The sequence below is a fragment of the Nocardia brevicatena NBRC 12119 genome (genome assembly GCF_000308495.1).
Taxonomy (GTDB): Bacteria; Actinomycetota; Actinomycetes; order Mycobacteriales; family Mycobacteriaceae; genus Nocardia; species Nocardia brevicatena.
This window is the reverse complement of the sequence record NZ_BAFU01000012.1, coordinates 61,017-85,574: the sequence shown is the minus strand read 5'-3', so window position 1 is coordinate 85,574 and position 24,558 is coordinate 61,017. Positions and strand designations below refer to the sequence as shown.

Sequence of the window (24,558 nt, the reverse complement as noted above, 5' to 3'; positions counted from 1 at the left end):
CCCTAGTGACCTCCTTCGACGACTTGCTCGCGCAGATTCCCGTCCCCCAGATCGCCGGCCGCCTCGGGGTGGATCCGGTAACCGCGGCCACCGCCGTACAGACCGCAGTGCCCACCCTGCTCGGCGGTCTACAGTCCAACGCCCTACGCCCTGACGGCGCGGCCGCGTTGGTGGGTGCGCTGGCCCGGCACGGCGAACTGGTCGACGGGGCCGGCGCGGTGGACCTGAACCGGATCGACGTCACCGACGGCGCGAAAATCGTGGACAGGGTGTTCGGCCCCGAGAAACCCCTCGTGATCACCGCGCTGGGGGAAACCGCGGGAACCGGCGGCCACGAGACGGTCGCCGAGCTCATGCCTCTGCTCGCCCCCATCGTGCTGGCCTATCTGTCCCGGCAGATGGGCCCCGGAAGGCACGCCGGAGGTGTTCTGGCGGGCCTGCTGAGCAGCCGCGGCTACCGGGGCGGCCGCACGAGAAACTGACGGCACGCGCCGTCGGAGTGGGTGTGGTGCGAACCACCCTCGATAACGCGCCGTAACTCCACTTCGATAGGCCTGTGACGGAGTCGAGGCCATACACTCGCATGTGGTCGCCGAATGTCGACGACAGTTATGTGACGTGAACCAAACTGCGCTTATATCGGCCGGATGCGTTTCGTATCACACCTACGGTGCCGTAAGGTATGGCCGCATCGGCAACGGTCCACCCGAGGGGGACGACCCGCAAGACCGCAACAGATGAAGGGCTTGATTACATGGCAAGGGATCTGACTCAACTCGAACTGCTTACGGAGTTGGAGCCGGTTGCCGAAGAAAACGTCAACCGACACCTGTCCTTGGCAAAAGAGTGGCATCCGCACGACTACGTCCCGTGGGACGAAGGCCGCAATTTCGCCGCACTCGGTGGCATCGACTGGGATCCCGAACAGTCGAAGCTGAGTGAAGTCGCCAAGGCCGCGATGATCACAAACCTCCTCACCGAGGACAATCTGCCCTCCTACCACCGCGAGATCGCCGAGAACTTCTCCCAGGACGGCGCCTGGGGCACCTGGGTCGGTCGATGGACCGCCGAGGAGAACCGGCACGGCATCGTTATCCGTGACTATCTCGTTGTCACTCGCGGCGTCGACCCTGTCGCGCTCGAACAGGCCCGCATGGTCCACATGACCAACGGCTTCGCCTCGCCCGCCGATGCCGATGCCGGGTTCCTGCACTCGGTCGCCTATGTGACCTTCCAAGAACTGGCCACCCGGGTCTCGCACCGCAACACCGGCAAAGCCTGCGACGACCCCATCGCCGACCGGATGCTGCAGCGCATCGCGGCCGACGAGAACCTGCACATGATCTTCTACCGCAATATGTGCGGTGCGGCCTTGGACCTATGCCCCGACCAGGCACTGGACGCCATCACCCTGATCCTGGAGAACTTCCAGATGCCCGGCGCCGGGATGCCCAACTTCCGACGCAACGGCGTGCTGATGGCCAAGCACGGCATCTACGATCTGCGTCAGCACCTGGAAGAAGTCGTGCAGCCAGTGCTGAAGAAGTGGGACATCTTCGGTCGCACCGATTTCACCGCTCGCGGCGAGGAAAACCGCGAACGACTCGGCAATTTCCTGGATAAACTGTCCAAGGACGTCGTCAAATTCGAAGAACAGCGCGACCGCATGCTCGCCCGCGAGGCCGCCAAGCGGGAACGCAAACTGGCTTCGGCCGCAAGCTGATCACCGGCCGGGCACACTGGTCGGCCCGGCCACACACCTCACCCTCTCGACGATGCCGCCGCCCGGGCCCGGGCGGCGGCATCGTCGTGCTTCGGCGGAAGCGAGGTTGTCAGTTCATCGGCAGGGCGCCGTCCACCTCACCGACATCGGTGATCTTCCAGTCCGCGCTCTCGTCCAGCGTGACGGTGTAGACAACGGTGGTCCGAGCCCCGTCGAGGGCCTGGGCGTTGGTGGATGTGACGTTCACGAAAACATTCACCTTGTAGACCCCACCCTGCTCCGACATCGCCTTCGCGGTCATCGGCGTAGCCGTCGACGTCCATTTCAACGGCACCGGATCTGCTCCGGCTTCGGCGCGATGGCATCGAACTTGCTTGCCGGCTGCGGGGTGGTGTTGGCCTCGAAGTTGATGCTCCGGGCGCTCGGACCCTGGTAGTCCACCGTGGCGGCACCGACGGCGTAATCGGTGGCAAGCTGTTCGGCACGCCGCTCGGTCGTCCCGTTCGGGGATATCGCCGCGCGCCGCCCAGAGCAGGGCACCGAGCACGATCACCGCGAGCACCGGCAGACCGATCACCACGCCCCGAACCAGGGTGGACACGCGGACCGCATCGCGCGTCACGGCGATGTCCGGGCGAACACCAGGCCAACCGGCACCGAACCGCGCGCTCATCCGCACCTGACCGGCGACCCGGTGGCCAGTGCCACCCGGCGACGGATGAGACACTGGTGGACGTGACGATGACCAGTGAGGTGGGAGCAGCCCTGCGAATCGGACCGTATCCGGTCGACCCGCCGGTGGTGCTCGCCCCGATGGCCGGCATCACGAATTTGGCATTCCGCAAACTGTGCCGCGAGTTCGGTAGCCCCACCTCCATCTATGTCTGCGAGATGATCACCGCCCGGGCGGTGGTGGAGCGCAATGAGAAAACGCTGCACATGATGTCGTTCGACACCGACGAACACCCACGCTCCATGCAGCTGTACGGGGTCGACCCGGCCACCCTGGGCGAGGCGGTGCGCATCATCGTCGGCGAAGGCCGGGCCGACCACATCGATCTCAACCTGGGCTGTCCGGTGCCCAAGGTCACCCGCCTCGGCGGCGGAGCGGCACTGCCCTACAAACGGGCACTGTTCGCCCGGATCGTCCGAGCGATGGTGGCCGCGGCGGAACCGGCCGGCGTTCCGGTGACCGTCAAATTCCGCATCGGTATCGACGACGACCACCTCACCTATCTCGATGCCGGCCGCATCGCAGAGTCCGAAGGCGCGGCGGCCGTGGCGCTCCACGCCCGCACCGCCGCCCAACGCTACTCCGGTAAGGCCGACTGGACCGCCATCGCCCGCCTCAAGGAAACGGTCACCACCATTCCGGTACTCGGCAACGGCGACATCTTCTCCGCGGACGACGCGGTGCGGATGATGGACGAGACCGGCTGCGACGGCGTGGTGGTCGGTCGCGGATGTCTCGGCCGGCCGTGGCTGTTCGCCGAACTCGAGGCCGCGCTACGCGGCCGCCCCCAGCCGGCGCCACCGGGTCTGGGCCGGGTGGGTGAGGTCCTGCTACGGCACGGCACCCTGTTGACCGACCACTACGGCGAAGACAAGGCCATGCGCGACCTGCGTAAACATATGGCCTGGTATCTAATGGGATTCCCGGTCGGGGCCGAATTGCGCCGCGCCTTCGCCACCGTCTCACGACTGAGCGAGCTCGCGGATCTGATCGGGCGGCTCGACCCCAACGCCCCCTTCCCCCGCGACGCGCAAGGCCCCCGCGGGCGTCAGGGATCAGCCGGGAAAGTGGCGTTGCCCCATGGATGGCTGGACGATCCGGATGATCCCGCCGTCCCGATCGCGGCCGATGTCATGCACAGCGGCGGCTGAACCGGATTTCGCGGTGCCGCCCCGGGCCATGCGGCCCGAGGGCCCGATCGCCATATATCGACACGTGTCCCGCGCGGCGGGTCCGCGCTGCGCACGGTTGGCAGTATGGTCTGCTGCAGGTGGCCGGCAAGCGGGTTGCGCCGAGCCCGGCAACTTTTCAGCATCTGCGCGCGCGGACTACCCGACTGGCCGATAGTGGCGGAATCGTTATCATTGCGGAATCCGTCCAGCCGATAGAACCCCCGGCTGAGATGGCAGCGAGGAATGGAAACGAGGTTCGTTGGTGGGTGACGATCGGCACGGGCGTGCGCCACGGCCCGGAAGTCGAGCCCCGTGGGAGCGGTATCCCGCGGCGGAATCCCCCGAACGAGACGGTGCACGGGCCTCCCGGCGGCCGCGGCGGAACAATCCTCCCGCCGCATCCCAGCCCACCCGCCAGGTCCGGGTCCAGGATCTGGTCGAGCGCGTGGACAGCGAGCGCACCTCCCGCCGTCGAGACGAGCCCGGCACAGGCCGTCGCGGTGCGTCCGGAGAGGGACAGCCGCCCGCACAACGCCGTCCCCGACCGGGGGAGCAGGAACAACCCGATCCGTCGCCGCGGCAGACCGGCGTGCCGCCCCGGCGCCCCGGCCCCGAGGAGCGGCAATCGCGTTCCGCCGATGGACAATCCGCCTCGGCCGGCAGGCCCCCCACCGGCCCGGTAGCGCGGCCGGACGAACGGGAGCGGCGACGCTCCGGCTCCGGTCCGCGACCGAGAGAAGGCCAGGCGCCGCGGCAGCCCGCCCCGAATCGTGAACCCCAGGGACCCACTCGGCGAGCGGATACGGCCGGTGTGCCGACTGCCGGTATGCCCACCCGCCGCGGGCGTGGCCCCGGCGACGCTCCGCCCGAACAGAGCGGACGGTCGAAAGGGGCGCGTCGGTCCGAATCTGTCCGCCGAACCGCCGGAGCCGAGAACCACCCGGCCGACACGGGCGGTTCCAAGATGCCGCCCGCCCAGCCGCCGCTCGCGCCGGAACGTCCCGACTCCCCCGCCGGTGACAGCCCCTCGACGACCGCGGCACGCCGCTCCGTCCCCGGGCCGACCGGCGCCGGCCCGGCCGCCCCTGCAGCGAGGCGCCCCGCTCCGACCCCTGCCCGGGCCGAGGCCCCGCACGAGCCCGATACCGAATCGCAATCATCCTCACAGGCCGCCCGGCAACCGAACAGCACACCCCCCGCCGGCCCGGCCGGGCGCAAGCCCACCGCCGCCGCAGCAACGGAGATCGCACCGGCGGTGCGGGATGCCGCACCGGTGGTTCAGGACATCGCGGCCTCGTCCCCGGCAGGTGCCGACGAGGCGGTACAACCGGAGGAGGTCACCGATGTGCTCTCGCCCGTCGACGAGGACGCACCCCGAATAGTCGGCAGAACCAATACCAGCGGATGGCCGACCGCCGAACCTCTCTCCTCGCCCGAGCCCGCCGATAGGAAGCGGCGATCCCGCACCGGGGACGAACCGCCCCGATACCGCCGCCTGCGTATGGCCGGACGTGGCGTGGTGGCGTTCCTCGCGGCCCTGGCACTACTGATCACCGGCGGCGCCTGGAGTTACCTGCAGGCCACCAACAACAGCTTCACCCAGGTCTCGGCGCTGGACGAGAACACCGAGAACGTGATCGACGCGAACGCCCAGCTCGGCGACGAGAACTATCTCCTCGTGGGTACCGACACCCGGGCCGGCGCCAACGGCGAACTCGGCGCGGGCACCATCGAGGACGCGGAAGGCGCCCGCGCCGACACCACCATGCTGGTGCACATCCCCGAGAACCGGCAGCGCGTGGTCGTGGTGTCGTTCCCCCGCGACCTGGATGTCACCCGGCCGGAGTGTGCGCGCTGGGACAACGAGAAGCCCGGCTACCTCGATGAGATCTATCCCTCGGCCATGGGCGACAAACTCAACGCCGTGTACGCCCTGGGTGGGCCGAAATGCCTGGTTTCCACCATCCAGAAGCTGACCGGCAGCACGATCAACCACTTCATCGGTATCGACTTCGCCGGTTTCGAGACCATGGTGGACAAGATCGGCGGCGTCGAGGTGTGCGCGTCGCGGCCGGTCATCGACGGGGTCCTCGGCCCCATCCTGGAGGAACCGGGACGGCATCGGATCAGCGGGCCGACCGCGCTGAACTACGTGCGGGCCCGGCACGTCTACGGCGAGGAGCGCAGCGACTACGACCGGATCGCCCGGCAGCAACGTTTCCTGGCATCCCTGTTGCGTGGCTCGCTGTCCAGCAGGGTGCTGTTCGACCCGGGCAAGCTGAACGGCTTCGTCTCGGCCTTCCGTAACACGACCTTCGTCGACAAGGTCACCACCGACGATCTACTCACCCTCGGCCGCTCGCTGCAGGGACTGGACGCGGGTGCCGTGACCTTCCTCACCATCCCTACCGCGGGTACCACGTCGTACGGGAACGAGATCCCGCGTGAATCCGATATCAAGGCGATTTTCCGCGCGATCCGCGACGATCAGCCGCTGCCCGGCGAGAAACCGCCTCCGGCGGGGGCCAACACCGCTCCCGCCGCACCACCGCCGGCGCCGGAATACACGGCCGTCGACCCCGGCATCGTCTCCCTGCTGGTCTCCAATGGGTCCGGTATCACCGGTGCAGCGAGAACGGCCGCAACCGAACTCGGCAACGCGGGTTTCACGATCTACAACACCGACAACTACTCCGAAGGTAATTCGCCCGAAACCAAGGTCCGGTACTCGACCGGTCACGAAGCGGAGGCGGCGACCGTGGCCAGCTCCATTCCCGGCGTGACCATGGAGGTCGACGAGACCCTCGGCGGTATCGTCGAGGTGGTACTCGGGACGAACTACCAAGGTGTCGTGAACGAACCGACCCCCGTCGGCGATCCGATCACCGAGATACCGGCGACCAGCTCCGCGCCGGCGGAACTGCCATCGGACCTGGAGCATGTCAACGCCGCCGACGACCCCTGCGCCTGACCGGGCCCGACCGCCGTGCGACAAGGGTGTGCCCGACCTACCTTGCTTACCAGGGGTTTATTCACTCGTTGTTGGTGACTTGGTCAGCAGAGCGAACTAGTGTTCTGACTCATGCGTGTCATCTACAACGAGCAAATGGCCGAGCTCGCCCACCTGCTGGGCGAGATGGCCGGTCTCGCGGGTTCGGCCATGGAACGGGCGACCCAGTCACTGCTACAGGCGGATCTGACACTGGCAGAGCAGGTCATCAGCGAATACGACCGAATTGCCGAGATGATCGCCGATGCCGAGGAAAAGGCCTTCGCGCTGCTGGCGCTGCAGGCGCCGGTGGCAGGTGATCTCCGGCAGGTGGTGAGCGCGATCCAGATCGTCAACGATGTGAACCGGATGGGCGCGCTCGCCCTGCACGTTGCCAAGGTGGCCCGTAGGCGCCACCCCAACCACGCCCTGCCGGAGGCCGTGAACGGCTACTTCGCGGAGATGGGCCGGATCGCGGTCGGTATGGGCTCCGCCGCCCAGGAAGTACTGGAGACCCGGGACCCGGAACGCGCGGCGCAGCTGAACCAGGACGACGAGGCGATGGACGATCTGCACCGTCACCTGTTCACCCTGCTGATGGACCGCGAGTGGAAGTACGGCGTGGCCGCGGCCGTCGACATCACATTGCTCGGCCGCTACTACGAGCGGTTCGCCGACCACGCCGTCTCCATCGGGCGGCGCGTGATCTTCCTCGTCACCGGGGTGCTGCCGCCGGAAAAGGAAGGCGAGGACTGACATTCGGGCCGCGCCGCTCCGATTGAAAAAGGCCCGCGGATCGCGCGGGCCTTTTCTCTTCGATCGTCAGCCGAAGCGACCGGAGATGTAGTCCTCGGTCGCCTTCTGGGACGGATTGGAGAAAATCTTCTCGGTATCGTCGATTTCGACCAGCTTGCCGGGCTTGCCCTGGGCTTCCAGGTTGAAGAACCCGGTCTGGTCGCTGACCCGGGCGGCCTGCTGCATATTGTGGGTGACGATGACGATGGTGTATTCCTGCTTCAGCTCGGTGATCAGATCCTCGATCGCCAGGGTGGAGATCGGGTCCAGCGCCGAACACGGCTCGTCCATCAGCAGCACGTCGGGCGATACCGCGATGGCGCGGGCGATGCACAGTCGCTGCTGCTGACCGCCGGACAGGCCGCCGCCCGGCTTGTCGAGCCGGTCCTTGACCTCGTTCCACAGGTTGGCGCCGCGCAGCGAGCGCTCGGCCACCTCGTCGAGTTCGGCCCTGTTGCGCACGCCCTGCAGCTTCAGGCCCGCCACCACATTGTCCCGGATGGACATGGTCGGGAAGGGGTTCGGGCGCTGGAACACCATGCCGATGGTGCGACGCACGCCGACCGGGTCGACCCGATCGCCGTAGATGTCCTCGCCGTCGAGCATGACCGAGCCCTCGACGCGGGCACCGGGGGTCACCTCGTGCATACGGTTCAGCGACCGCAGCACGGTGGACTTACCACAACCGGACGGACCGATGAACGCGGTCACGCTACGCGGGAGAACCGTCAGCGATACATCCGAGATCGCCTGGAACTTACCGTAGTAGATATTGAGGTCTTTGACGTCGATCCGCTTGGCCATGTATCAGTTTCCGTTCGGTTTATCGGTTCCGCATGAGCACCCGGTTGACCACCGCGGCGGCCGCGTACAGCAGGGCGATGATGAGAATCAGCGTCAGAGCCGCACCCCACACCCGCATTTCACCGGCGGCCTCGGGGTTGCTCAGCTCCTGATAGATCAGCAGCGGCAGCGAGGCCATATTGCCGTCGAACACGTCGAAGTTGATCGACCGGCTGTAGCCGACCAGCACCAGCACGGGTGCCGTCTCGCCCATGACACGGGCGACCGCGAGCAGGATTCCGCTGATCATGCCCGGTAGCGCCGTCGGCACCACGATCCGCAGGATGGTCTTCCACTTGGGGATACCGAGCGCGTACGACGCCTCACGCAGTTCGTCCGGTACCAGTTTGAGCATTTCCTCACTGCTGCGCACCACCACCGGCAGCATCAGCAGGACGAGCGCGAACGATACGGCCAGGCCGCTCTGCGGCATTCCCGCCGTCGCGATCCACAGTGCGAACACGAACAGCGCCGCCACGATCGAGGGCACGCCGGCCAGGATGTCCACCATGAACGTGGTGATCCGGGCCAACCGGCTGCCGGCACCGTATTCGACGAGGAAAATGGCCGCCATCACACCGAGAGGCACCGAGATCAGCGCCGCGATACCGGCCTGGATCAGTGTTCCGTAGATCGCGTGGTAGACACCGCCGGCGAACCGCTCGGGCAGCACCCCGTTGAGCGATTTGAACCACCAGTCGGCGGAAATGATCGCCTCGAACCCGCGGCCGACCACTACCCACAGCACCCAGATCAGCGGTACCAGAGCGATCGCGAAACTGGCCCAGATGATGCCCGTCGCGGCGTAGTTCTTCACCCTCCGGGCGGTACTCACTTCGCGGAAGGCCGGTGCCTTGACGGGACGGTCGAATTTCGATGTCACGGTTGTCGTGGTGGTCATCCTCCGCTGACCCTTCCTCCGGATGCGGCGCGCGCCAATGCGTTGACCACGAAGGTCAGGACGAAGAGCACGAAGCCGGCGGCGATATAGGCACCGGTCGGCAGCGGCTGGCTGAATTCCGCCGCCGCCGAGGCGATCTTGGACGCGAAGGTGTACCCGCCGTCGAACAACGACCAGTTACCCGCGTTGGCCGCGGTGCGCAACACGATGAGCACCGCGATGGTCTCGCCGAGTGCGCGACCGAGACCGAGCATGGAGCCGGCGATCATACCGCTGCGGCCATAGGGCAGCACCGTCATGCGAATGACTTCCCATTTGGTGGCGCCGAGTGCCTGCGCGGCCTCGATATGCATCCGCGGGGTCAGGTTGAACACCTCGCGGGTGACAGAGGTGATGATCGGCAGGATCATCACCGCCAGCACGATGCCCGCGGTGAAAATGGTGCCGCCGCCGGACATCGAGACGTTGCCGTCGGCGAACAAGAAGAACCAGCCGAGGTTGTCGTTGAGAAACCGGGCCACCGGTTCCAACCGCGGCGCCAGGACGAAGATGCCCCAGAGACCGAACACGATCGACGGAACCGCTGCCAGGAGATCGACGACCACGGCGAACGGACGCGCCAGCGCCTTCGGCGCGTAATGCGTGAGGAACAGCGCGATTCCGATACCGATGGGAACGGCGATCAACAGCGCCAGCAGCGAGCTGAGCACTGTCACCGTGAACAGGTCCCGGATACCGAACCGCAGGTGATCGACGTCGGTGGTCGAGAACTCGGTGGTGGTGAGGAAGTTCGCTTCGTTCGCCGCCAGCGAGGGTACCGCCCGGATCAGTAGGAAGAGCGCGATCAGGCCGATCGCGGCGACGATAATGCCGCCGGACGCAACGGCCAGCGAACGAAAGATCGTCTCGGCCCGATTGCTGTGTGCGCCATGTTTGTCTGGACCGGCTTTCCGGGTACCGGCTCCAGCCTTGACAGTGCTGGGCATGCGCGCAGTATCTCCGGCCGCCCCGTGGGCAGTCGAGTCCGACTGCCCACGGGTGGTCACATCGTCGTGCAGGGTCATGGGGCCGCTTCTAGGAGATGGCGTCGATCGCGGTGCTCAGCTTGGTCTTGAACTGCTCGGGGATCGGGATGTACCCGGCTTCCTCGAGACCTTCCTGACCGTTGCTGATGGCCGAATGCAGGAACGCCTTGACCGCGGTGGCGGTTTCGCCGTCCTTGTACTTGGAGCACACGATCTCGTACGTGGGCAGGATGATCGGGTAGGCACCCGCGGCGGTGGGGTTGTAGAACGAGGTGGTGTCGAGCACCATGTCGTGGCCCTCGCCCTTGATCTTCACCCCGTCGATCGCCTTACCGGCGGTTTCGACCGACAGCTCGACCGGCTCCGGACCCGCGGAGGTGATGATGCGGGCGGTGGAGAGGTCGTTCTTCTTCGCGTACGACCACTCGTTGTAGGTGATCGAATTCTTGGTGTTCTTCACGGCGGCCGAGGTGCCTTCGTTGCCCTTGGCACCCTCACCGACGCCGCCCTTGAAGGTCTTGCCGGCGCCGCGTTCGCCCCAGGCGCCCTTGGACGCGGCGTCCAGGTACAGCTGGAAGTTGTCGGTGGTGCCGGACTCATCGCTGCGGAAGATCACATTGATCGGCTCGGCCGGCAGCTGCGCGGAAGGGTTGAGCGCCTTGATCTCCGGGGCGTCCCAGGTCTTGACGGCACCGCTGAAGACCTTGGCCACAGTAGGGCCGTCCAGGGCCAGGTCGGTGACACCGTCGATGTTGTAGGTGATCGCGATCGGGCCGAAGACGGTCGGCAGGTTCCAGGCGGGCGCGCCGGCGCAGCGATCGGCGGCCTGAGTGGCCTCGGTGGACTTCAGGGGGGAGTCGGAGCCACCGAAATCGGTCTGGCCGCCGATGAATTCCTTCACACCGGCACCGGAACCACTGGAGGTGTAGTCGAGCTTGGAGCCCTCGCAGTTGGTCTGGTAGGCGTTGATGAACCGGGTCATCGCATTGGCCTGCGCCGACGAGCCGCTGGCCTTCAGCGCCTCCTTGCCGCCGCACTGGACCTCGGTGTTGGCGGCGATGCCGGTCGCGGACGTATTGTCGTCGCTACCACATGCGGCCAGAGTCATGGCACCGGCGGCCAGCACACCGACGAGTGCGCTGCTGCGCTTGAACTTCACTGAGTCCTCCGGGGTACGTCGTCCCCGCCCGGTCCCTCACCGGCCCGGGCGGGTTTCGTGGTGGGCCGTGTTCGTCGAACCCGCACACCAGGCGACCTGGAGCCGCCCGAAACCAACCTAGATTCCCTCGGTAGACGGCCGGACCAGGGAAAGTGAACGCGAGGTGAACAGGCCGGCGTTTTTGTGTCCCGCATGTGTGATATTTGCCGCCCCGCTACCCGGCGGACGTCGATCGGTTGCCAAGCCCTACGACATACGCGGCCCTACGACATACGCGCTCCGGCACGGCCGCCCCTTCGCCTTCGCCGCACCATGCGCATCCGCGTATCCCGCTTCCGCTCCGTCGCACCCTCCGTGTACTCCGCTCGGACAAGCGCGATCATCGGCGAAGCGTCGTCCGGCCATATCGATCAGACCCGCGCGGCATACGCCATATCAATATGCGCGGGAGCGAAACCCAGTCCTCGATAGGTGCGTACCGCGGCGGTGTTGTCGGCCTCGGTGTACAACAGCACCTCTGCGAGCCCCCGAGCGCGCAGATGCCGCAGACCGATCAGGGTGAGCAGCCTGCCCAACCCCCTCCCCTGCGCACTCGGATCGACCCCGACCACGTAAACCTCGCCCACCGGCGGATTCTCCGCCTCGTGCACCTTCGTCCAGTGAAAACCGAGCAGCCGATCCGGGTTCGCGCTGTCGAAGGCCAGAAACAGCCCGGCCGGGTCGAACCACGATTCGGCACGGCGCAGTTCGAGCTCGTGTTCGGTCCAGCCACCCTGCTCCGGATGCCAATCGAAGGCGGCGTTGTTGACCCGGAGAAGCTCCGCGTCGTCGACCGGGCCGGTGTAGGTGCGCACCATGATATCCGCCGGCATCCGCACCGGTGGTAGCTCGGTGTCCGCCATATCGCGTCGCATCTGCCAGAGTTCACGCGCCGCGGTCAGCCCGAGCCGGGCCGCCACCGCCTCGGCCGCGGGCAGCCTGCCGTGCGCCCAGATCCTCGCGTCGGCTCCGCCGGCGGTCAGCACCGCCCCGACCAACTCGGTGCCGATACCCCGCCCGCGCGCGTCCGGGTCCACCGCGGCCTCGGCCATCGCCGGGTGTCCGTCGCGTGCCGCCACAAGATTCGCATAACCCACGACCACATCGCCGTGCACGGCCACCACGTGGCGGGCGGCACCGGGATGACGCAACGACAGCACGGCCTGTTCCGAGACCGCCGCTACCCCGTCCGAATCCGCCGCCCGCGCGAGCAGGGCCCGCACCTGCACGGCGGTGCCGGAATCGAGAGTGTCCGACCAGAGCAATTGTGTCATCGACTTACTGCACCGTCCCGTTGATGGGGGTCAGCGACTCGTCGGCGGCGCTCCCGCCGACCGCACCGCTTGCCTCGCCCGGCGTCTCGGCGGCCGGTTGCTCCCCTCTGTTCGAGGCTCGGGCCGGGCGGACCGCCTTGTAGCCGACGTTGCGCACGGTGCCGATCAGTGATTCGTATTCGCTGCCCAATTTGGCGCGCAGTCGCCGCACGTGGACATCGACCGTCCGGGTACCACCGAAGAAGTCGTAGCCCCAGACCTCCTGCAACAGTTGGGCCCGGGTGAATACCCGTCCCGCGTGCTGAGCGAGATACTTCAGGAGTTCGAATTCCTTGTAGGTGAGGTCGAGTGGGCGTCCGCGCAGCCGGGCGGTGTAGGTCCCCTCGTCGATCACCAGCTCCCCAAGGGTGATCTTGCCGGTGTTCTCGGGGCCGGCAGCCCCGCCGTTGCGGCCCACCAGCAGGCGTAACCGAGCATCCAGTTCGGCCGGGCCGGTGCTGGGCAGCAGAATATCGTCCAGACCCCAGTCCGCGTTCACGGCCACCAGACCGCCTTCGGTGAGTATCGCCACCACCGGCACCGACGATCCGGTGCTGCCGAGCAGCCGGCACAGCCCCCGGGCGGCCGCCAGATCGGTCCGCGCGTCCACCAGCGCGATATCGGCGGTACCCGCCTCCAGTAGCGAGGACACCTCTGTCGGTGCGGGCCGCACGGTGTGCGCGAGCAGCGCCAGCGAGGGCAGGACCGATTCCGGGTCGGGGTCGGAGGTCAGCAGGAGTAGCTCCACAAGCACTCCTCCCATCTCGTAGCCACGCGAAAGACCGGCCTCGTCGCCGTGAGCCACGTCGCTGATCACAGGTAATCCGGTTGCAAGATTAGCGCGTGGGGCGGAATGACCTCACATTCCGGCCGGTGTACCTCCGTCCGCACTGTGGCCGCGAACGGGTCGACGCCATGCTGTGTCGATTAGGGTGCAGACCATGCGCAAGCTGATCGTCGGGCTCCTGTGCCTCGCCGGACTCGCCGTGGTCATCGATTTCGGGGCGGCCGCGTATTCGGAGTATCGGGTGTCCCGGACGCTTCGCGTCGGCGCGGATCTCAGCGCCGATCCGGAGGTCACCTTCCACGGTTTTCCGTTCCTCCGGCAAGCGATGGACGGCCGGTACAACCGGATCGAGATCACCGCGCGCAGCATGCGCCCGGATATCCCCGGTGAGATCGCGCTGGAGGCAACACTGGCCGGTATGCGGCTGCCTGCGGGCCGGCTGTGGGACGGCAGTGTGCGAGGTGTGCCGGTGGAGCAGGTGGACGTGCGGATGCGGGTGGAGCCGACCGAACTCGGCCGCCTGTTCGATATCCCGGACCTGCAGGTTCATTCGGCGCCGGCCGACAAATCCGACGGCACCGGCGGCTCGGGTGGCTCGGGGATGACCACGGGGGGCGCGTTGATCCTGACCGGTACGCTGCCCGCGACGCCGAGCGGACAGCTGGGGATGAGCGGCTTCACCGGGGAACGGGTGAGCGTCGAGGCGGACCTGCTGCTCGTCGGGGATCAGGTGCAGATCGTCGCGACCGATATCTACCACGGTCCCGACTCCGACGGCGCCCCCGTTCCGGCCATGGACGATGCGAGTCCGGTGATCTCGGACGCCGATCGGCCGGCGGTGCTGGCCCGGTTCACCCGTACCATCGACACCAAGGAGCTCCCGTTCGGTATCCGACCCACCGAGGTCTCTGCCCTGGGCGGACAGATCGTGGTCGAGGGCCGGGGTGAGCACGTGACGATCGATTTGGACAGATTGCGGCGGCAATGATCGAAATCACAATTCTGCTGGTGGTGCTGCTGGCCGGCCTCGCCGTCGGCCTCTATCTGCGTAGGCGGGACGGCGCGGTGCGCTCTGGACCGGCGACGTTGGATCACGATGCCCGCCAGACCGCCGAACGCGCCGATCTGCTCGCCGCCGCCGGGGTGACCGGCACGGCGCCCGCGGTCCTGCACTTCTCCGCGGACTGGTGCGGCCCCTGCGACGCGGTGCGGCGGGTAGTGGCCGATGTCACCCGGGACCTGGCGGATGCCCCACGGCCACCGGTCGATATCGAAGTCGATATCGATGCCGACCCCGCGCTGGCAAGGGCACTGAACGTGATGTCGCTGCCGACCACCTTCGTCTTCGACTCCGACGGCCGGGAGCGGTTCCGCATCTCCGGCGTCCCCAAGGCCGGTGACCTGCGCAGTGCGCTCGCCACGCTCGGCGTCTGAACGATTCCCGGACCGATGGCGAGCACCGCTCCGGTCCGGGCGCCGCGGTACTCCGCCCCCGCTCACCCCACCCCCGACCCACAGCGCGGCCGGATTGGGTAAACTGCCCGATGTGCAATCCCACCGCGAGCTGATGCTCACCCGACGCCGCACAGTCGATCTGTGTCGTCTCGGTGGTTGTTGCTGCCTGTGCCGCTGAGCGGTCGGCCTCTTTCCTGACGCCGACCTCCTGGTTCGTCCGCGGGTAATTCTCCGTGTCCCCGACGAACCGGCCGAGATTCCGCCGAACAGCACCTCGAGCGCAGGAGTTCCGTCCATGTCCACCATCACCAGCACGCAGATCCCCCATGGCGTCGATGCCCGAGGTCCACGTTTCGTCGCGTGGGTCACCACCGCCGCCCTGATCCTGGTCCTGCTCACCGCCGCCGTATCCCCCGGCACCGCCGCCGCGATACTCGCCATACAGGCGCTGGTCTTCGCGCTCGGCGCGATACTGGGTCCGCGCCAACACCCGTACGGCCGGATCTACGCCCGTCTGGTCGCCCCCCGGCTCGGGCCGGTCACCGAGACAGAACCGGAGGCGCCGCTGCGATTCGCCCAACTGGTCGGCGCGGTCTTCGCGGTCACCGGCCTGGCGGCCTTCGTGCTCGGCATGCCTGCGGTAGGTGCGCTGTTCACCGGTTTCGCCCTGTTCGCGGCGCTGCTCAACGCCGCGTTCGGCATATGCCTGGGATGCAGGCTGTACCCGCTGATCATCCATTTCCGCCGGACGCCCGCTTCGGCAACGAACTGAATCCGCAAGTCACACCGAAAGGAACACTATGGCCCGCTCCGATGTCCTGGTCTCCGTTGACTGGGCCGAAGAGAATCTCCACACTCCCGGGGTGGTCTTCGTCGAGGTAGACGAGGACACCACCGCCTACGACAACGGGCACATCGAGGGCGCCGTCCGGCTCGACTGGAGGAACGATCTGCAGGATCCGGTTCGTCGCGATTTCGTGAGCCAAGAGCAGTTCTCCAACCTGCTCTCGGCGCGCGGTATCTCCAACGACGACGAGGTCATCCTCTACGGCGGCAACAACAACTGGTTCGCCGCCTACGCGTACTGGTACTTCAAGCTGTACGGCCACAACAATGTCAAGCTGCTCGACGGCGGCCGCAAGAAGTGGGAGCTGGAGGGACGCCCGCTGTCCACCGATGCGGTCGAGCGGCCGGCCACCCAGTACAAGGCGTCGGCCCCGGACGTGTCCATCCGCGCCTTCCGCGACGAGGTCATCGCGGCCATCGGCAACAAGAATCTGGTCGACGTCCGCTCGCCCGACGAGTTCTCGGGCAAGATCCTGGCCCCTGCGCACCTGCCGCAGGAGCAGAGCCAGCGGCCCGGCCATATCCCCGGCGCGATCAACGTACCGTGGAGCAAGGCCGCCAACGAGGACGGCACCTTCAAGTCCGACGAGGAGCTGGCCCAGATCTACGCCGACGCCGGCCTGGACACCTCCAAGGAAACCATCGCCTACTGCCGAATCGGTGAGCGTTCGTCGCACACCTGGTTCGTGCTGCAGGAACTGCTCGGACACCAGAATGTGAAGAACTACGACGGCAGCTGGACCGAATACGGTTCGCTGGTCGGCGCACCGATCGAGTTGGGAGCGTAATCAACCATGTGCTCAGCACCTACCCAGGGACAGGCCATCCCCGCCGGGGTGGACGTGGAGAAGGAAACGGTCATCACGGGCCGTGTCCTGGACACGGACGGGCAGCCCGTGGGCGGCGCATTCGTTCGTCTGCTCGACGGCAACGGGGATTTCACCGCCGAGGTCGTCGCCTCGGGGACCGGGGACTTCCGGTTCTTCGCGGCACCGGGCACGTGGACGCTGCGGGCACTGTCCACGGTGGGCAACGGCACCGCCGAGGTCCGCCCGGAAGGCACCGGCATCCACAATGTGGACGTCGCCGTCGCCAAATAGGCGATAGGTAGCCACAGCCACAGAGACGTTCGCCGGGCCCCGGCCGCCTCCTCGAGAGGCGGGCCGGGGCCCTGTGCATTCCGGTCCGGCCACCTGACTACACTCGGGCGGGTGGTCCTCTTCTACGAGATTCTGCTGGTGGCCGTGTCCATCCTGATCGGCTGGTTCGGCCTGTACGTCCTCTACCGGTTGTTCACCGAGTCATGAGTGAACTCGCGAGCGAAGGACCCGAGCCGGCCGAGCGAGCGAGTGACAACACGAACGGACACACTCCGGTCGACAGAACCGCCCATCGCAGCGGCAACGAGGCGGTAGCCGAGGCTGCCGAGCGAGCGAAATCGACCGGTGTGCGCAATATCCCGGCGCTACCGGATCTCCCCCTACCCGACGATACGGCGAATCTGCGACTCGGGCCCGACCTCAGTGCGGCCATGCTGGCGCTGCTGCCGATGGTGGGGGTATGGCGCGGCGAAGGGGAGGGCAACGACCCCGAACGCGGCGACTACCACTTCGGGCAGCAGATCGTGGTCTCGCACGACGGTGGGGACTACCTGTCCTGGGAGTCACGGTCCTGGGTTATCGACGCCGACGGCGGCTACGGCGGCCCGGATCTGCGGGAAACCGGTTTCTGGCGGGTCGCTACCGACGGTGACGAGGAAGTCCTCGAACTGCTGTTGACCCACAGCTCCGGCATCGTCGAACTTTTCTACGGGCAGGCGCTCACCCAGTCGTCCTGGGAGTTGGCCACCGATGTGGTGATCCGCAGCCAGTCCGGTGCGGTGGTGGGCGGCGCCAAACGGCTCTACGGAATCGTCGAGGGCGGCGATCTGGCGTATGTGGAGGAGCGGGTGGTCGCCGACGGGGCGCTACAACCACGCCTGTCCGCTCGTCTGCAGCGGTATATCGGCTGACACCGGCCGGGCCCGGTGCCGATCCCGCTCCGCGGTGCCGGCACCGGGATATGGAACGGCCCCCGAGCCATATCGGTGCCGGCTGGTGCCGGCACCGATCCCGGTCGGACAAGACCGGTAGCTCGGGGGCCGGGTGACTGCCTGAGATTCGCTCAGCACTCTGTGAACGGATCTCCCGCAGTCGGCGGTCGGCCCGCCCCGACGCGGTGACACAGGACCACGCGGAGGCGGCGAAGCCGCCGATCGATACAGCGCTTAGCGGACAGCCACCTCACGCGTCCTATGAATTTCCATTCTTCGGATCACCTCCTTCCCTGTGTACCGGCGAATTTACCGTCGGTGTACGGGACCGGCAACGGAATTTCCCCCAGAGCGCAACGGAGTCGTTCCCGCCCGACGAAAACGCGCCTTCACCTGCCCTGATGCCTCGACGGTGACCACCACGTCGGCCCGGTGGTCGGCGGGCAACTGATGCGTGACGACCACCACGTCGCGTTCGGCGGACACCAGCCCGCTCTCGATATCCAGCAGGTCGCGCAGCAGCGCCGTCCCCGCCTCCGCCTCCAGGTGTTCGGTGGGTTCGTCCAGCAGCAGCACTCGGGCGGGCGAGACCAGGGCCCGAGCGAGCAGTATTCGACGCCGCTGGCCGCCGGATACCGCTGCCGCCCCGCCGACCAGTGGGGTGTGCACCCCCTCCGGCAGGGCGGCCTGCCAGGCCCCGAGACCGACGGCACGCAGCGCCCGCTCGGCCTCGGCCGGGCTCAGATCGCCGCGGGCGACCCGAAGGTTCTCCAGAACGCTGGTACCGAACAGGTGCGCGTCCTCGGCGAAGAACATCACCTCCCGGTTCGGGGCCTCCGGGAGGCCGGCCCATGCCAGCAACAGAGTGGTCTTGCCCGCACCGCTGGGACCGACCACCACGACGCGCTTCGCGTCCGGCCGCCGCGGAATCCGCCACGAGCCGTCCCCGACCCTGCCGATTACCGTGCCCTCGTGAAGCCCGGCCTCGCCGCGAGGATCGGACGATACCCCGTCCTGCGCCGGCCGACCGGCGGCCGGCGGTTCCGCGATGCTCCGCTGCCGCTCGAGCTCCGAACCGGTGGGGGGTCGAACGTGGTCGGGCGTTACCGCAGGCCCCTCGGCCGACACGGCACGCAGGCGGTGCAGGGCGGCGCGTGCGGTGGTGAGCGTCTGCGCGGCCGCAGGCAACGGCCCGACGGCCTCGAAGGCCGACAGCGGAAGCAGCACCAGCACGGCCAGTGCCATCGGGGTCATCCCCGTGGGAGTGCCCCCGGCGGGTCCGTACAGGGTGATGCCGATCAGCAGGGCACCGAGCACACTGGCACCCATGGCGAGCGGACCGGCGGCGGCCGACCAGGCACTGCGCACCGCGGCGGCATCCTCGGCGGCGACCGACCGCCGGTTCGCCGCGCCCGCCGCGGCCAGCGCGGCGTCCAGTTTGCCGGCGACCCGCAGCTCGGCGGCATGGTCGAACACGGTGACCGCCTGCGCGGTGAACTCCGCGCGGTCGGCGCGTACCGCCCGTTCGGCCGCTGCCGCCGAACGGGCCGACAACCACGGCGCCGCGAGACCCGAAACGGCCAGTGCCACCGTCAGGATCGCGGCGGCCGCGAGCGAGATACCCGCCAGCAGGCCCACCGCGACCACCGACAACACCAGCGCCACCGCGACGGGGACGAAGGTACGCACCACGACGGCGCCGAGGTCGTCGATATCGGTGCCGAGCCGGACCAGGGCATCGCCGCGCCGCAACCGTCCACCCGGTGCAATATCCGCCCGTCCCCGAGGCTCGGGGCTCGCCTCGGTGTGGCCGGCCGAACCGCCGCGCCGGCCGACAAGCCACAGCGGGGCGCGGGCCAGTGCCCCATAGGCGGCCGTACGGGCCTCGGTCATCGACCGCAGCGCCACATCGTGGGTGGCCAGCCGCTCCAGATACCGGCACAGGCCGCGGGAGATTCCCAGTGCGCGCACCGCGACCACCGCGACGGTGAGATCCAGGACCGGCGGCATCTGCCAGGCACGGGCGATGAGCCATGCCGCCAGCGCCGCCAGCCCGAGCCCACTGCCCAGGGCGAGCACCCCCCACCCCACCGCGGCGGCCAGTCGCCACCCCGGTATACGCAGCATATGCCACATCTGCCGGATATCACCGGCCAGGGCATGTACCCGTCGCAGCGGTCCCGCGCTCGACGACCTACCGCGATGGTCGGTCACATCGTGGTCCGCGTTCGGATATCGGTCGGGATTCGGGGTCATCGGTGTGTCCGGTGCGGGGTGGACGGGACGGGCACGATGTGGTCGGCCGTTGTCAACAGGGACGGGCGGTGCGCGACGACGACCACGGTGGCCCCCGCGTGGGCGAGGACCTTCAGCGCGGAGGCGACAGTGATCTCGCTGTCGGGATCCAGATGTGCGGTCGGTTCGTCCAGCAGCAGGACCGGGCGGTCCGCCGCCAGTACCCGTGTCAGCGCCAGACGCTGCCGCTGGCCCAGGGACAACCCGGCACCACCCATCCCGACCACGGTACCCCACCCGCCCGGCAACTCTTCCAGCACGGTGTCGAAACCGGTTGCGGCGCAGGCGGCCTCGAGCTCGCTGAGCACCCGCGCCGGACCCCGGCGGGCGGGGTCGGGCACGGTGGCGCCGAGCAGTTCCAGGTTCTCTCGCAGAGTGCCCGGCACCAGGACCGGGCGCTGCGGTAGCCATGCGACCCGGGACCACCACTGATCGGGGCGGAGATCGCGAATATCGGTGCCGTCCACCCGCACCGAACCCCGAGTGGGGGTGATCAGCCCCAGAATCGCCTGCAGCACCGTGGATTTTCCGCTGCCGTTGGGACCGGTCAGCATGGTGACCGTACCCGGTCGCAGGGCCGCGGTGAGGCCGTCCGGCGCGGCGCCGTCCCGGCTCTCGACAGTCAGGTCCCGCAGTTCGACATACCCGGCGAAATCCGTCGACGACACGGCCGCGGAAGGGATGTCGGCGCGCTCCCGGCCCGTGACGCTCCCGGCCGGCGGCCTCGGCGGCGGCTCCGCTCCGACATCCGTGCCGTCCCATGCCCCGGCAACCGCCGGCGGGCCCGTTTCCGCCTCCGCGGCAACGGGTTCCCGGGCGGCGGGCTCGAGGACCGCGAACGCCTTCTCCGCCGCGGCCATTCCGTCCTGCGCGGCGTGGAACCGTTCACCCACGGTGCGCAGCGGCAGATACACCTCGGGCGCCAACACCAGCGCGACGATCCCGGCGTACAGGTCCATCTCCCCGTACACCAGCCGCAGCCCGATCGAGACGGCCACCAGCGCGACCGACAGGGTCGCCAGCAGTTCCAGCACCATCGACGACAGGAACGCCAACCGCAGGGCGCTCATGGTGCGCCGGCGCAGCGTCTCCCCCAACTGCCGCACCAGCGGCCGCATGGTCCGCGACGCCGATTCCGCGCCCTCCACCGCCGTCTCCCGACCCAGTGCGCGCAGGGTGGGCATACCGGCGAACAGATCGAGCAGTTGGTCCGAGAGCCGGGTGGTGGCATCCAGGGTGGCGCGGGCCCGACCCTTGGTGAGCAGGCCGATCAGGATCATGAAGATCGGGATCAGCGGCACTGTGATCACCACGATGATCGCGGCCGTCGGATCGTGGACCGCGATAACGGACAGCACCACCGGCGGCACCAGGACCGCCAACAGCAACGCGGGCAGATAGCCGGTGAGATATCCGCGTAGCCCGCTCAGCCCGCTGCCCACCACCACGGCGAGTTCGGTGCGCCGGCTTTCCAATTCGCGCGGCGGCAGCCCGGCGCCCGCGGTGAGCACCGCCTGTTCCAGTTCGGCGACCACGGCCGCACCGGCCCGATGCGCGCTCCGGGCCTGTAGCCAGGCGGCCAGCGCACGGCCGACGATCGCGAGCGCGAAAACCGTCAATTCCACGGTCCACGAATCGGTATCGCGCCGCGCGGGATCGGTGATCACACCGGCGAGCACCCGCCCCAGGGTCACCGCCGCGACGACGATCGCCACGGTGGTGACCAGTGACAGCCCGACACTCAGCGCCAGATACCGACGCGCCGAACGCGCGTACCGCCACAGACGGGGGTCCACGGGCGGGCGGGCCATGGGATCACTCCTCGTTGGATGGGCGGCTTCGCTGCGCCTGCGTGGTCACGCTGCGCTACCTCCTCCGGCGCTGACGCTCGGCCGCAGTGGCTGTCGTTCGGGGGGAGAGCCCGATACCGGGCGGGATGTGTTCGACAGTAATGCGTTTGCGGAACACCCAATACGTCCAGCCCTGGTAGACGAGCACCACGGGGGTGGTCAGCGCCGCCGCCCAGCTCATCACCTTCAAGGTGTAGGGCGTGGACGAGGCGTTGTCGACGGTGAGGCCGAACGCGGGATCGATCGTCGAGGGTAGGACGTGTGGAAACAGCGAACCGAACAGCAGTACCGATACGGCGACCACGGCCAGCGCGGTTCCGGTGAACGCGAAACCATCCCGGTCCGCCCGTACCGCCACCGTCGTGCCGATCAACCCGAGTACGGCCACACCCAGGGGAATCCAGGTCCATCCGGTCCCGTGGGCGACCTGGGTCCACACCCCGAAGGTGCCTACCGCCAGTGCGGTCGGCACCAGCAGCAGCGAAGCGGCGCGGACGGCGTCGGCGCGGACCTCCCCGCCGGTTTTCAGGCCGAGGAAGACCGCCCCGTGCAGCACGAAAAGCAGACCGGTGGTGAGCGCGCCGAGCAATGCGTAGGGGGTGAACAGATCCCCCACCGAACCCGCGAACTGTTTGTCCGCGTCCAGCGGCACACCGCGCACGATATTGGCGAAGACCCAGCCCCAGGCCAGTGCGGGTACCCAGGAGCCGATCCCGATCCCCAGGTCGCACCGGGCCCGCCAGACCGGATCGTCGATCTTGCCCCGGTATTCGATGGCGCAGACGCGCAGGATCAGCGCCACCAGTAGGAACAGTAGGGCGAGGTAGAACCCGGAGAACATACTGGCGTACCACTCCGGAAAGGCGGCGAACAGCGCACCGCCCGCGGTGATCAGCCAGACCTCGTTGCCGTCCCACACCGGCCCGATGGTGTTGAGCACCACCCGCCGGCGGGTATCGGATCCCTTGCCCAGGACGGGCATGAGCATGCCGACTCCGAAGTCGAAGCCCTCCAGGACGAAGTAGCCGGTGAACAGCACGCCGATAACGACGAACCAGAATTCCTGTAGACCCATCGTCGACTCCTAGTAGGCGAAAGAAAGCTGTTCGACGGGCGGTTTCTCTCCCGGTGGGCCGCCGGGCTCGTCCGAACCCGGCGCGGCCGGCCTTTCCGGGCCCGCGATGACGTACCGGCGCATCAGGTAGAACCACACCACCGCCAGCAGGCCGTACACCACGGTGAAGGTGAGCAGCGACAACCAGACGGTGGCCGTCGCATGGTCGGAGACGCCCTGTTGCACGGTCAGCCGTAGATTCGGGTCGCCGGTCGGATTCGGCGCCACCACCCACGGTTGCCGGCCCATCTCGGTGAAGACCCAGCCGGCGCTGTTGGCCAGGAACGGTGTCGGAATGGCGAGCAGGCTCAGCCAGGAGAACCAGCGTCGATCCGGTACCCGTCCGCCGCGGGTGAGCCACAGTCCGACGAACACCAGCAGCGCCGAACCGGCGGCCAGACCGATCATGGCCCGGAACGACCAGTAGGTGACGAACAGGTTGGGCCGGTAGTCCCCCGGCCCGAAGTGGTCGATATAGGCTCGCTGCAGGTCGACCACACCCTCGAGTTCCACCCCCGTGAACTTCCCCTCGGCAAGCCACGACAGCACCCAGGGCACCTCGATGACATGGACGACGCTGTCACAGTTGTTGTGGGTGCCCACGGTGAGCACCGAGAAGTCCGGGTCGGTTCGGGTGTGGCACAGCGATTCCGCCGAGGCCATCTTCATCGGCTGCTGTTCGAACATCAGCTTGCCCTGGACGTCGCCGGTGTACACCAGTGCCAGTCCGGCGAGTATCACCACCAGCAGCGACACTCGTGCCGCCGGCCGCCATACGGTTCGTGCCTCGGTGGGCTTCGCCGGGTCTGTGCCGCGCGCGTGGCGCACCATCCACCAGCCGGCGATTCCGGCGACGAAGGTGCCCGCGGTGAGGAACGATCCGGCCACCACATGGGGGAAGGCCGCCAGCGCGGTGTTGTTGGTGAGCAGTTCGACAATGCTGGTGAGCTCGGCGCGTCCGGTCTCCGGGTTGTATCGGGCCCCCACCGGATGCTGCATGAACGAGTTGGCCGCGATGATGAAGTAGGCGGAGGCGTTCACCCCGATGGCGACCATCCAGATGGTGGCCAGGTGCACGAGCTTGGGCAACCGCTCCCAGCCGAATATCCACAGGCCGATGAAGGTGGATTCCATGAAGAAAGCCACCAGGCCTTCCAGGGCCAGGGGGGCGCCGAAGACGTCGCCGACGAAACGGGAGTATTCGCTCCAGTTCATCCCGAACTGGAATTCCTGGACGATGCCGGTGGCGACCCCGAGGGCGAAGTTGATCAGGAACAGTTTTCCGAAGAACTTGGTGAGCCGGTACCAGTGCTCTTTGCCGGTGATCACCCAGGCGGTCTGCATACCGGCGATGAACGGCGCCAGGCCGATGGTCAGCGGTACGAACAGGAAGTGATAGACGGTCGTGATGCCGAACTGCCATCGCGAGACATCCAGGGCGCTCACGCCGGACTCCTTCTCTTACTACAGACTGTCGTAGTTATGAG

General features: G+C 67.7%; 23 protein-coding genes. 11 read left to right on the top strand and 12 right to left on the bottom strand.

The window, feature by feature from the left end; genetic code table 11:
* Together ON20_RS02655 and ON20_RS02650 are read left to right on the top strand one after the other, a co-directional pair.
* On the top strand, positions 1 to 482 hold a 482-nt coding region (locus ON20_RS02655; protein ID WP_218002416.1), incomplete at its 5' end, for a DUF937 domain-containing protein.
* 272 nt (positions 483 to 754) lie between these two features.
* Entirely contained in the window at positions 755 to 1,723 is a 969-nt protein-coding gene (locus tag ON20_RS02650) for an acyl-ACP desaturase (RefSeq protein WP_040833224.1), read from the top strand.
* A 109-nt stretch (positions 1,724 to 1,832) separates the two neighbouring features.
* Here ON20_RS02650 and ON20_RS38480 read toward each other — a convergent pair whose 3' ends face one another.
* Positions 1,833 to 2,024: a hypothetical protein gene (locus ON20_RS38480; RefSeq protein ID WP_051161463.1), complete on the bottom strand. Its 192-nt coding sequence runs from the start codon at positions 2,022 to 2,024 to the stop codon at positions 1,833 to 1,835.
* Positions 2,025 to 2,047: 23 nt separating this feature from the next.
* Positions 2,048 to 2,263, bottom strand: a complete 216-nt coding sequence (locus ON20_RS38475) for a hypothetical protein (protein ID WP_245546962.1) — start codon at positions 2,261 to 2,263, stop codon at positions 2,048 to 2,050.
* Between the two features lie 201 nt (positions 2,264 to 2,464).
* Here ON20_RS38475 and dusB point away from each other — a divergent pair, with 201 nt between their 5' ends.
* The 3 genes from dusB (at position 2,465) to phoU (ending at position 7,373) form a co-directional block, all read left to right on the top strand.
* Positions 2,465 to 3,607, top strand: coding sequence for a tRNA dihydrouridine synthase DusB (gene dusB, locus ON20_RS02640; protein ID WP_040833260.1), 1,143 nt, complete (start codon positions 2,465 to 2,467; stop codon positions 3,605 to 3,607).
* A gap of 985 nt (positions 3,608 to 4,592) precedes the next feature.
* The gene (locus ON20_RS02635; RefSeq protein WP_040833259.1) at positions 4,593 to 6,599 is read left to right on the top strand and encodes an LCP family protein; all 2,007 of its coding nucleotides are present in this window, start codon (positions 4,593 to 4,595) and stop codon (positions 6,597 to 6,599) included.
* A gap of 111 nt (positions 6,600 to 6,710) precedes the next feature.
* Positions 6,711 to 7,373 carry a phosphate signaling complex protein PhoU gene (phoU, locus tag ON20_RS02630; RefSeq protein WP_040833223.1) on the top strand — a complete coding sequence of 221 codons (663 nt, stop codon included), beginning with the start codon at positions 6,711 to 6,713 and terminating at the stop codon, positions 7,371 to 7,373.
* A 66-nt stretch (positions 7,374 to 7,439) separates the two neighbouring features.
* On the opposite strand, the gene pstB is transcribed toward phoU, so the two are convergent.
* The 6 genes from pstB to ON20_RS02600 form a co-directional block, all read right to left on the bottom strand.
* Positions 7,440 to 8,216: a phosphate ABC transporter ATP-binding protein PstB gene (gene pstB, locus ON20_RS02625; protein WP_040833222.1), complete on the bottom strand. Its 777-nt coding sequence runs from the start codon at positions 8,214 to 8,216 to the stop codon at positions 7,440 to 7,442.
* Between the two features lie 19 nt (positions 8,217 to 8,235).
* Positions 8,236 to 9,156, bottom strand: a complete 921-nt coding sequence (gene pstA, locus ON20_RS02620; protein WP_438803369.1) for a phosphate ABC transporter permease PstA — start codon at positions 9,154 to 9,156, stop codon at positions 8,236 to 8,238.
* Positions 9,153 to 10,142 (bottom strand): phosphate ABC transporter permease subunit PstC, encoded by a 990-nt coding sequence (gene pstC, locus ON20_RS02615; RefSeq protein WP_040833257.1) that lies wholly within the window; start codon positions 10,140 to 10,142, stop codon positions 9,153 to 9,155. The genes pstA and pstC overlap by 4 nt, the downstream gene beginning before the upstream one ends.
* Positions 10,143 to 10,230: 88 nt before the next feature.
* Positions 10,231 to 11,340 carry a phosphate ABC transporter substrate-binding protein PstS gene (gene pstS / locus ON20_RS02610; RefSeq protein ID WP_040833221.1) on the bottom strand — a complete coding sequence of 370 codons (1,110 nt, stop codon included), beginning with the start codon at positions 11,338 to 11,340 and terminating at the stop codon, positions 10,231 to 10,233.
* 410 nt (positions 11,341 to 11,750) lie between these two features.
* Complete coding sequence (gene mshD / locus ON20_RS02605; protein ID WP_040833220.1) at positions 11,751 to 12,653, bottom strand: mycothiol synthase; 903 nt, start codon at positions 12,651 to 12,653, stop codon at positions 11,751 to 11,753.
* Between the two features lie 4 nt (positions 12,654 to 12,657).
* Positions 12,658 to 13,440, bottom strand: coding sequence for a winged helix-turn-helix transcriptional regulator (locus ON20_RS02600; RefSeq protein WP_040833255.1), 783 nt, complete (start codon positions 13,438 to 13,440; stop codon positions 12,658 to 12,660).
* Positions 13,441 to 13,633: 193 nt separating this feature from the next.
* Here ON20_RS02600 and ON20_RS02595 point away from each other — a divergent pair, with 193 nt between their 5' ends.
* The 6 genes from ON20_RS02595 (at position 13,634) to ON20_RS02565 (ending at position 17,791) form a co-directional block, all read left to right on the top strand.
* The gene (locus ON20_RS02595; protein WP_040833219.1) at positions 13,634 to 14,467 is read left to right on the top strand and encodes an LmeA family phospholipid-binding protein; all 834 of its coding nucleotides are present in this window, start codon (positions 13,634 to 13,636) and stop codon (positions 14,465 to 14,467) included.
* A complete protein-coding gene (locus ON20_RS02590; protein WP_040833217.1) occupies positions 14,464 to 14,913 on the top strand; it encodes a thioredoxin family protein in 450 nt (149 codons plus the stop codon). Before ON20_RS02595 ends, ON20_RS02590 begins: the two co-directional genes overlap by 4 nt.
* 316 nt (positions 14,914 to 15,229) lie before the next feature.
* A complete protein-coding gene (locus ON20_RS02585; protein ID WP_040833216.1) occupies positions 15,230 to 15,706 on the top strand; it encodes a DUF4395 domain-containing protein in 477 nt (158 codons plus the stop codon).
* Between the two features lie 28 nt (positions 15,707 to 15,734).
* Positions 15,735 to 16,568 (top strand): sulfurtransferase, encoded by an 834-nt coding sequence (locus ON20_RS02580; RefSeq protein WP_040833215.1) that lies wholly within the window; start codon positions 15,735 to 15,737, stop codon positions 16,566 to 16,568.
* Positions 16,569 to 16,574: 6 nt separating this feature from the next.
* Positions 16,575 to 16,880: a DUF1416 domain-containing protein gene (locus tag ON20_RS02575; protein ID WP_040833214.1), complete on the top strand. Its 306-nt coding sequence runs from the start codon at positions 16,575 to 16,577 to the stop codon at positions 16,878 to 16,880.
* A gap of 203 nt (positions 16,881 to 17,083) precedes the next feature.
* Positions 17,084 to 17,791, top strand: coding sequence for a heme-binding beta-barrel domain-containing protein (locus ON20_RS02565; protein WP_040833213.1), 708 nt, complete (start codon positions 17,084 to 17,086; stop codon positions 17,789 to 17,791).
* Between the two features lie 330 nt (positions 17,792 to 18,121).
* Here ON20_RS02565 and cydC read toward each other — a convergent pair whose 3' ends face one another.
* From cydC to ON20_RS02545, 4 genes are all read right to left on the bottom strand, one after another.
* Positions 18,122 to 19,948, bottom strand: a complete 1,827-nt coding sequence (gene cydC, locus ON20_RS02560; RefSeq protein WP_051161477.1) for a thiol reductant ABC exporter subunit CydC — start codon at positions 19,946 to 19,948, stop codon at positions 18,122 to 18,124.
* Between the two features lie 116 nt (positions 19,949 to 20,064).
* Positions 20,065 to 21,918, bottom strand: a complete 1,854-nt coding sequence (gene cydD / locus ON20_RS02555; RefSeq protein ID WP_040833212.1) for a thiol reductant ABC exporter subunit CydD — start codon at positions 21,916 to 21,918, stop codon at positions 20,065 to 20,067.
* A gap of 55 nt (positions 21,919 to 21,973) precedes the next feature.
* Positions 21,974 to 23,032 carry a cytochrome d ubiquinol oxidase subunit II gene (cydB, locus tag ON20_RS02550; protein ID WP_051161459.1) on the bottom strand — a complete coding sequence of 353 codons (1,059 nt, stop codon included), beginning with the start codon at positions 23,030 to 23,032 and terminating at the stop codon, positions 21,974 to 21,976.
* A gap of 9 nt (positions 23,033 to 23,041) precedes the next feature.
* Positions 23,042 to 24,517, bottom strand: a complete 1,476-nt coding sequence (locus tag ON20_RS02545) for a cytochrome ubiquinol oxidase subunit I (protein ID WP_040833211.1) — start codon at positions 24,515 to 24,517, stop codon at positions 23,042 to 23,044.
* Positions 24,518 to 24,558: the final 41 nt, after the last annotated feature.

What these genes read in the sequence shown, in the direction of transcription:
- ON20_RS02650 (WP_040833224.1), top strand. Translation starts at nt 755, where the DNA reads ATGGCAAGGGATCTGACTCAACTCGAACTGCTTACGGAGTTGGAGCCG.
- ON20_RS38480 (WP_051161463.1), bottom strand. Translation starts at nt 2,024, where the DNA reads ATGACCGCGAAGGCGATGTCGGAGCAGGGTGGGGTCTACAAGGTGAAT.
- dusB (WP_040833260.1), top strand. Translation starts at nt 2,465, where the DNA reads ATGACCAGTGAGGTGGGAGCAGCCCTGCGAATCGGACCGTATCCGGTC.
- ON20_RS02635 (WP_040833259.1), top strand. Translation starts at nt 4,593, where the DNA reads ATGCCGCCCGCCCAGCCGCCGCTCGCGCCGGAACGTCCCGACTCCCCC.
- phoU (WP_040833223.1), top strand. Translation starts at nt 6,711, where the DNA reads ATGCGTGTCATCTACAACGAGCAAATGGCCGAGCTCGCCCACCTGCTG.
- pstB (WP_040833222.1), bottom strand. Translation starts at nt 8,216, where the DNA reads ATGGCCAAGCGGATCGACGTCAAAGACCTCAATATCTACTACGGTAAG.
- pstA (WP_438803369.1), bottom strand. Translation starts at nt 9,156, where the DNA reads ATGACCACCACGACAACCGTGACATCGAAATTCGACCGTCCCGTCAAG.
- pstC (WP_040833257.1), bottom strand. Translation starts at nt 10,142, where the DNA reads ATGCCCAGCACTGTCAAGGCTGGAGCCGGTACCCGGAAAGCCGGTCCA.
- mshD (WP_040833220.1), bottom strand. Translation starts at nt 12,653, where the DNA reads ATGACACAATTGCTCTGGTCGGACACTCTCGATTCCGGCACCGCCGTG.
- ON20_RS02595 (WP_040833219.1), top strand. Translation starts at nt 13,634, where the DNA reads ATGCGCAAGCTGATCGTCGGGCTCCTGTGCCTCGCCGGACTCGCCGTG.
- ON20_RS02590 (WP_040833217.1), top strand. Translation starts at nt 14,464, where the DNA reads ATGATCGAAATCACAATTCTGCTGGTGGTGCTGCTGGCCGGCCTCGCC.
- ON20_RS02585 (WP_040833216.1), top strand. Translation starts at nt 15,230, where the DNA reads ATGTCCACCATCACCAGCACGCAGATCCCCCATGGCGTCGATGCCCGA.
- ON20_RS02580 (WP_040833215.1), top strand. Translation starts at nt 15,735, where the DNA reads ATGGCCCGCTCCGATGTCCTGGTCTCCGTTGACTGGGCCGAAGAGAAT.
- ON20_RS02575 (WP_040833214.1), top strand. Translation starts at nt 16,575, where the DNA reads ATGTGCTCAGCACCTACCCAGGGACAGGCCATCCCCGCCGGGGTGGAC.
- ON20_RS02565 (WP_040833213.1), top strand. Translation starts at nt 17,084, where the DNA reads ATGAGTGAACTCGCGAGCGAAGGACCCGAGCCGGCCGAGCGAGCGAGT.
- cydC (WP_051161477.1), bottom strand. Translation starts at nt 19,948, where the DNA reads ATGTGGCATATGCTGCGTATACCGGGGTGGCGACTGGCCGCCGCGGTG.
- cydD (WP_040833212.1), bottom strand. Translation starts at nt 21,918, where the DNA reads ATGGCCCGCCCGCCCGTGGACCCCCGTCTGTGGCGGTACGCGCGTTCG.
- cydB (WP_051161459.1), bottom strand. Translation starts at nt 23,032, where the DNA reads ATGGGTCTACAGGAATTCTGGTTCGTCGTTATCGGCGTGCTGTTCACC.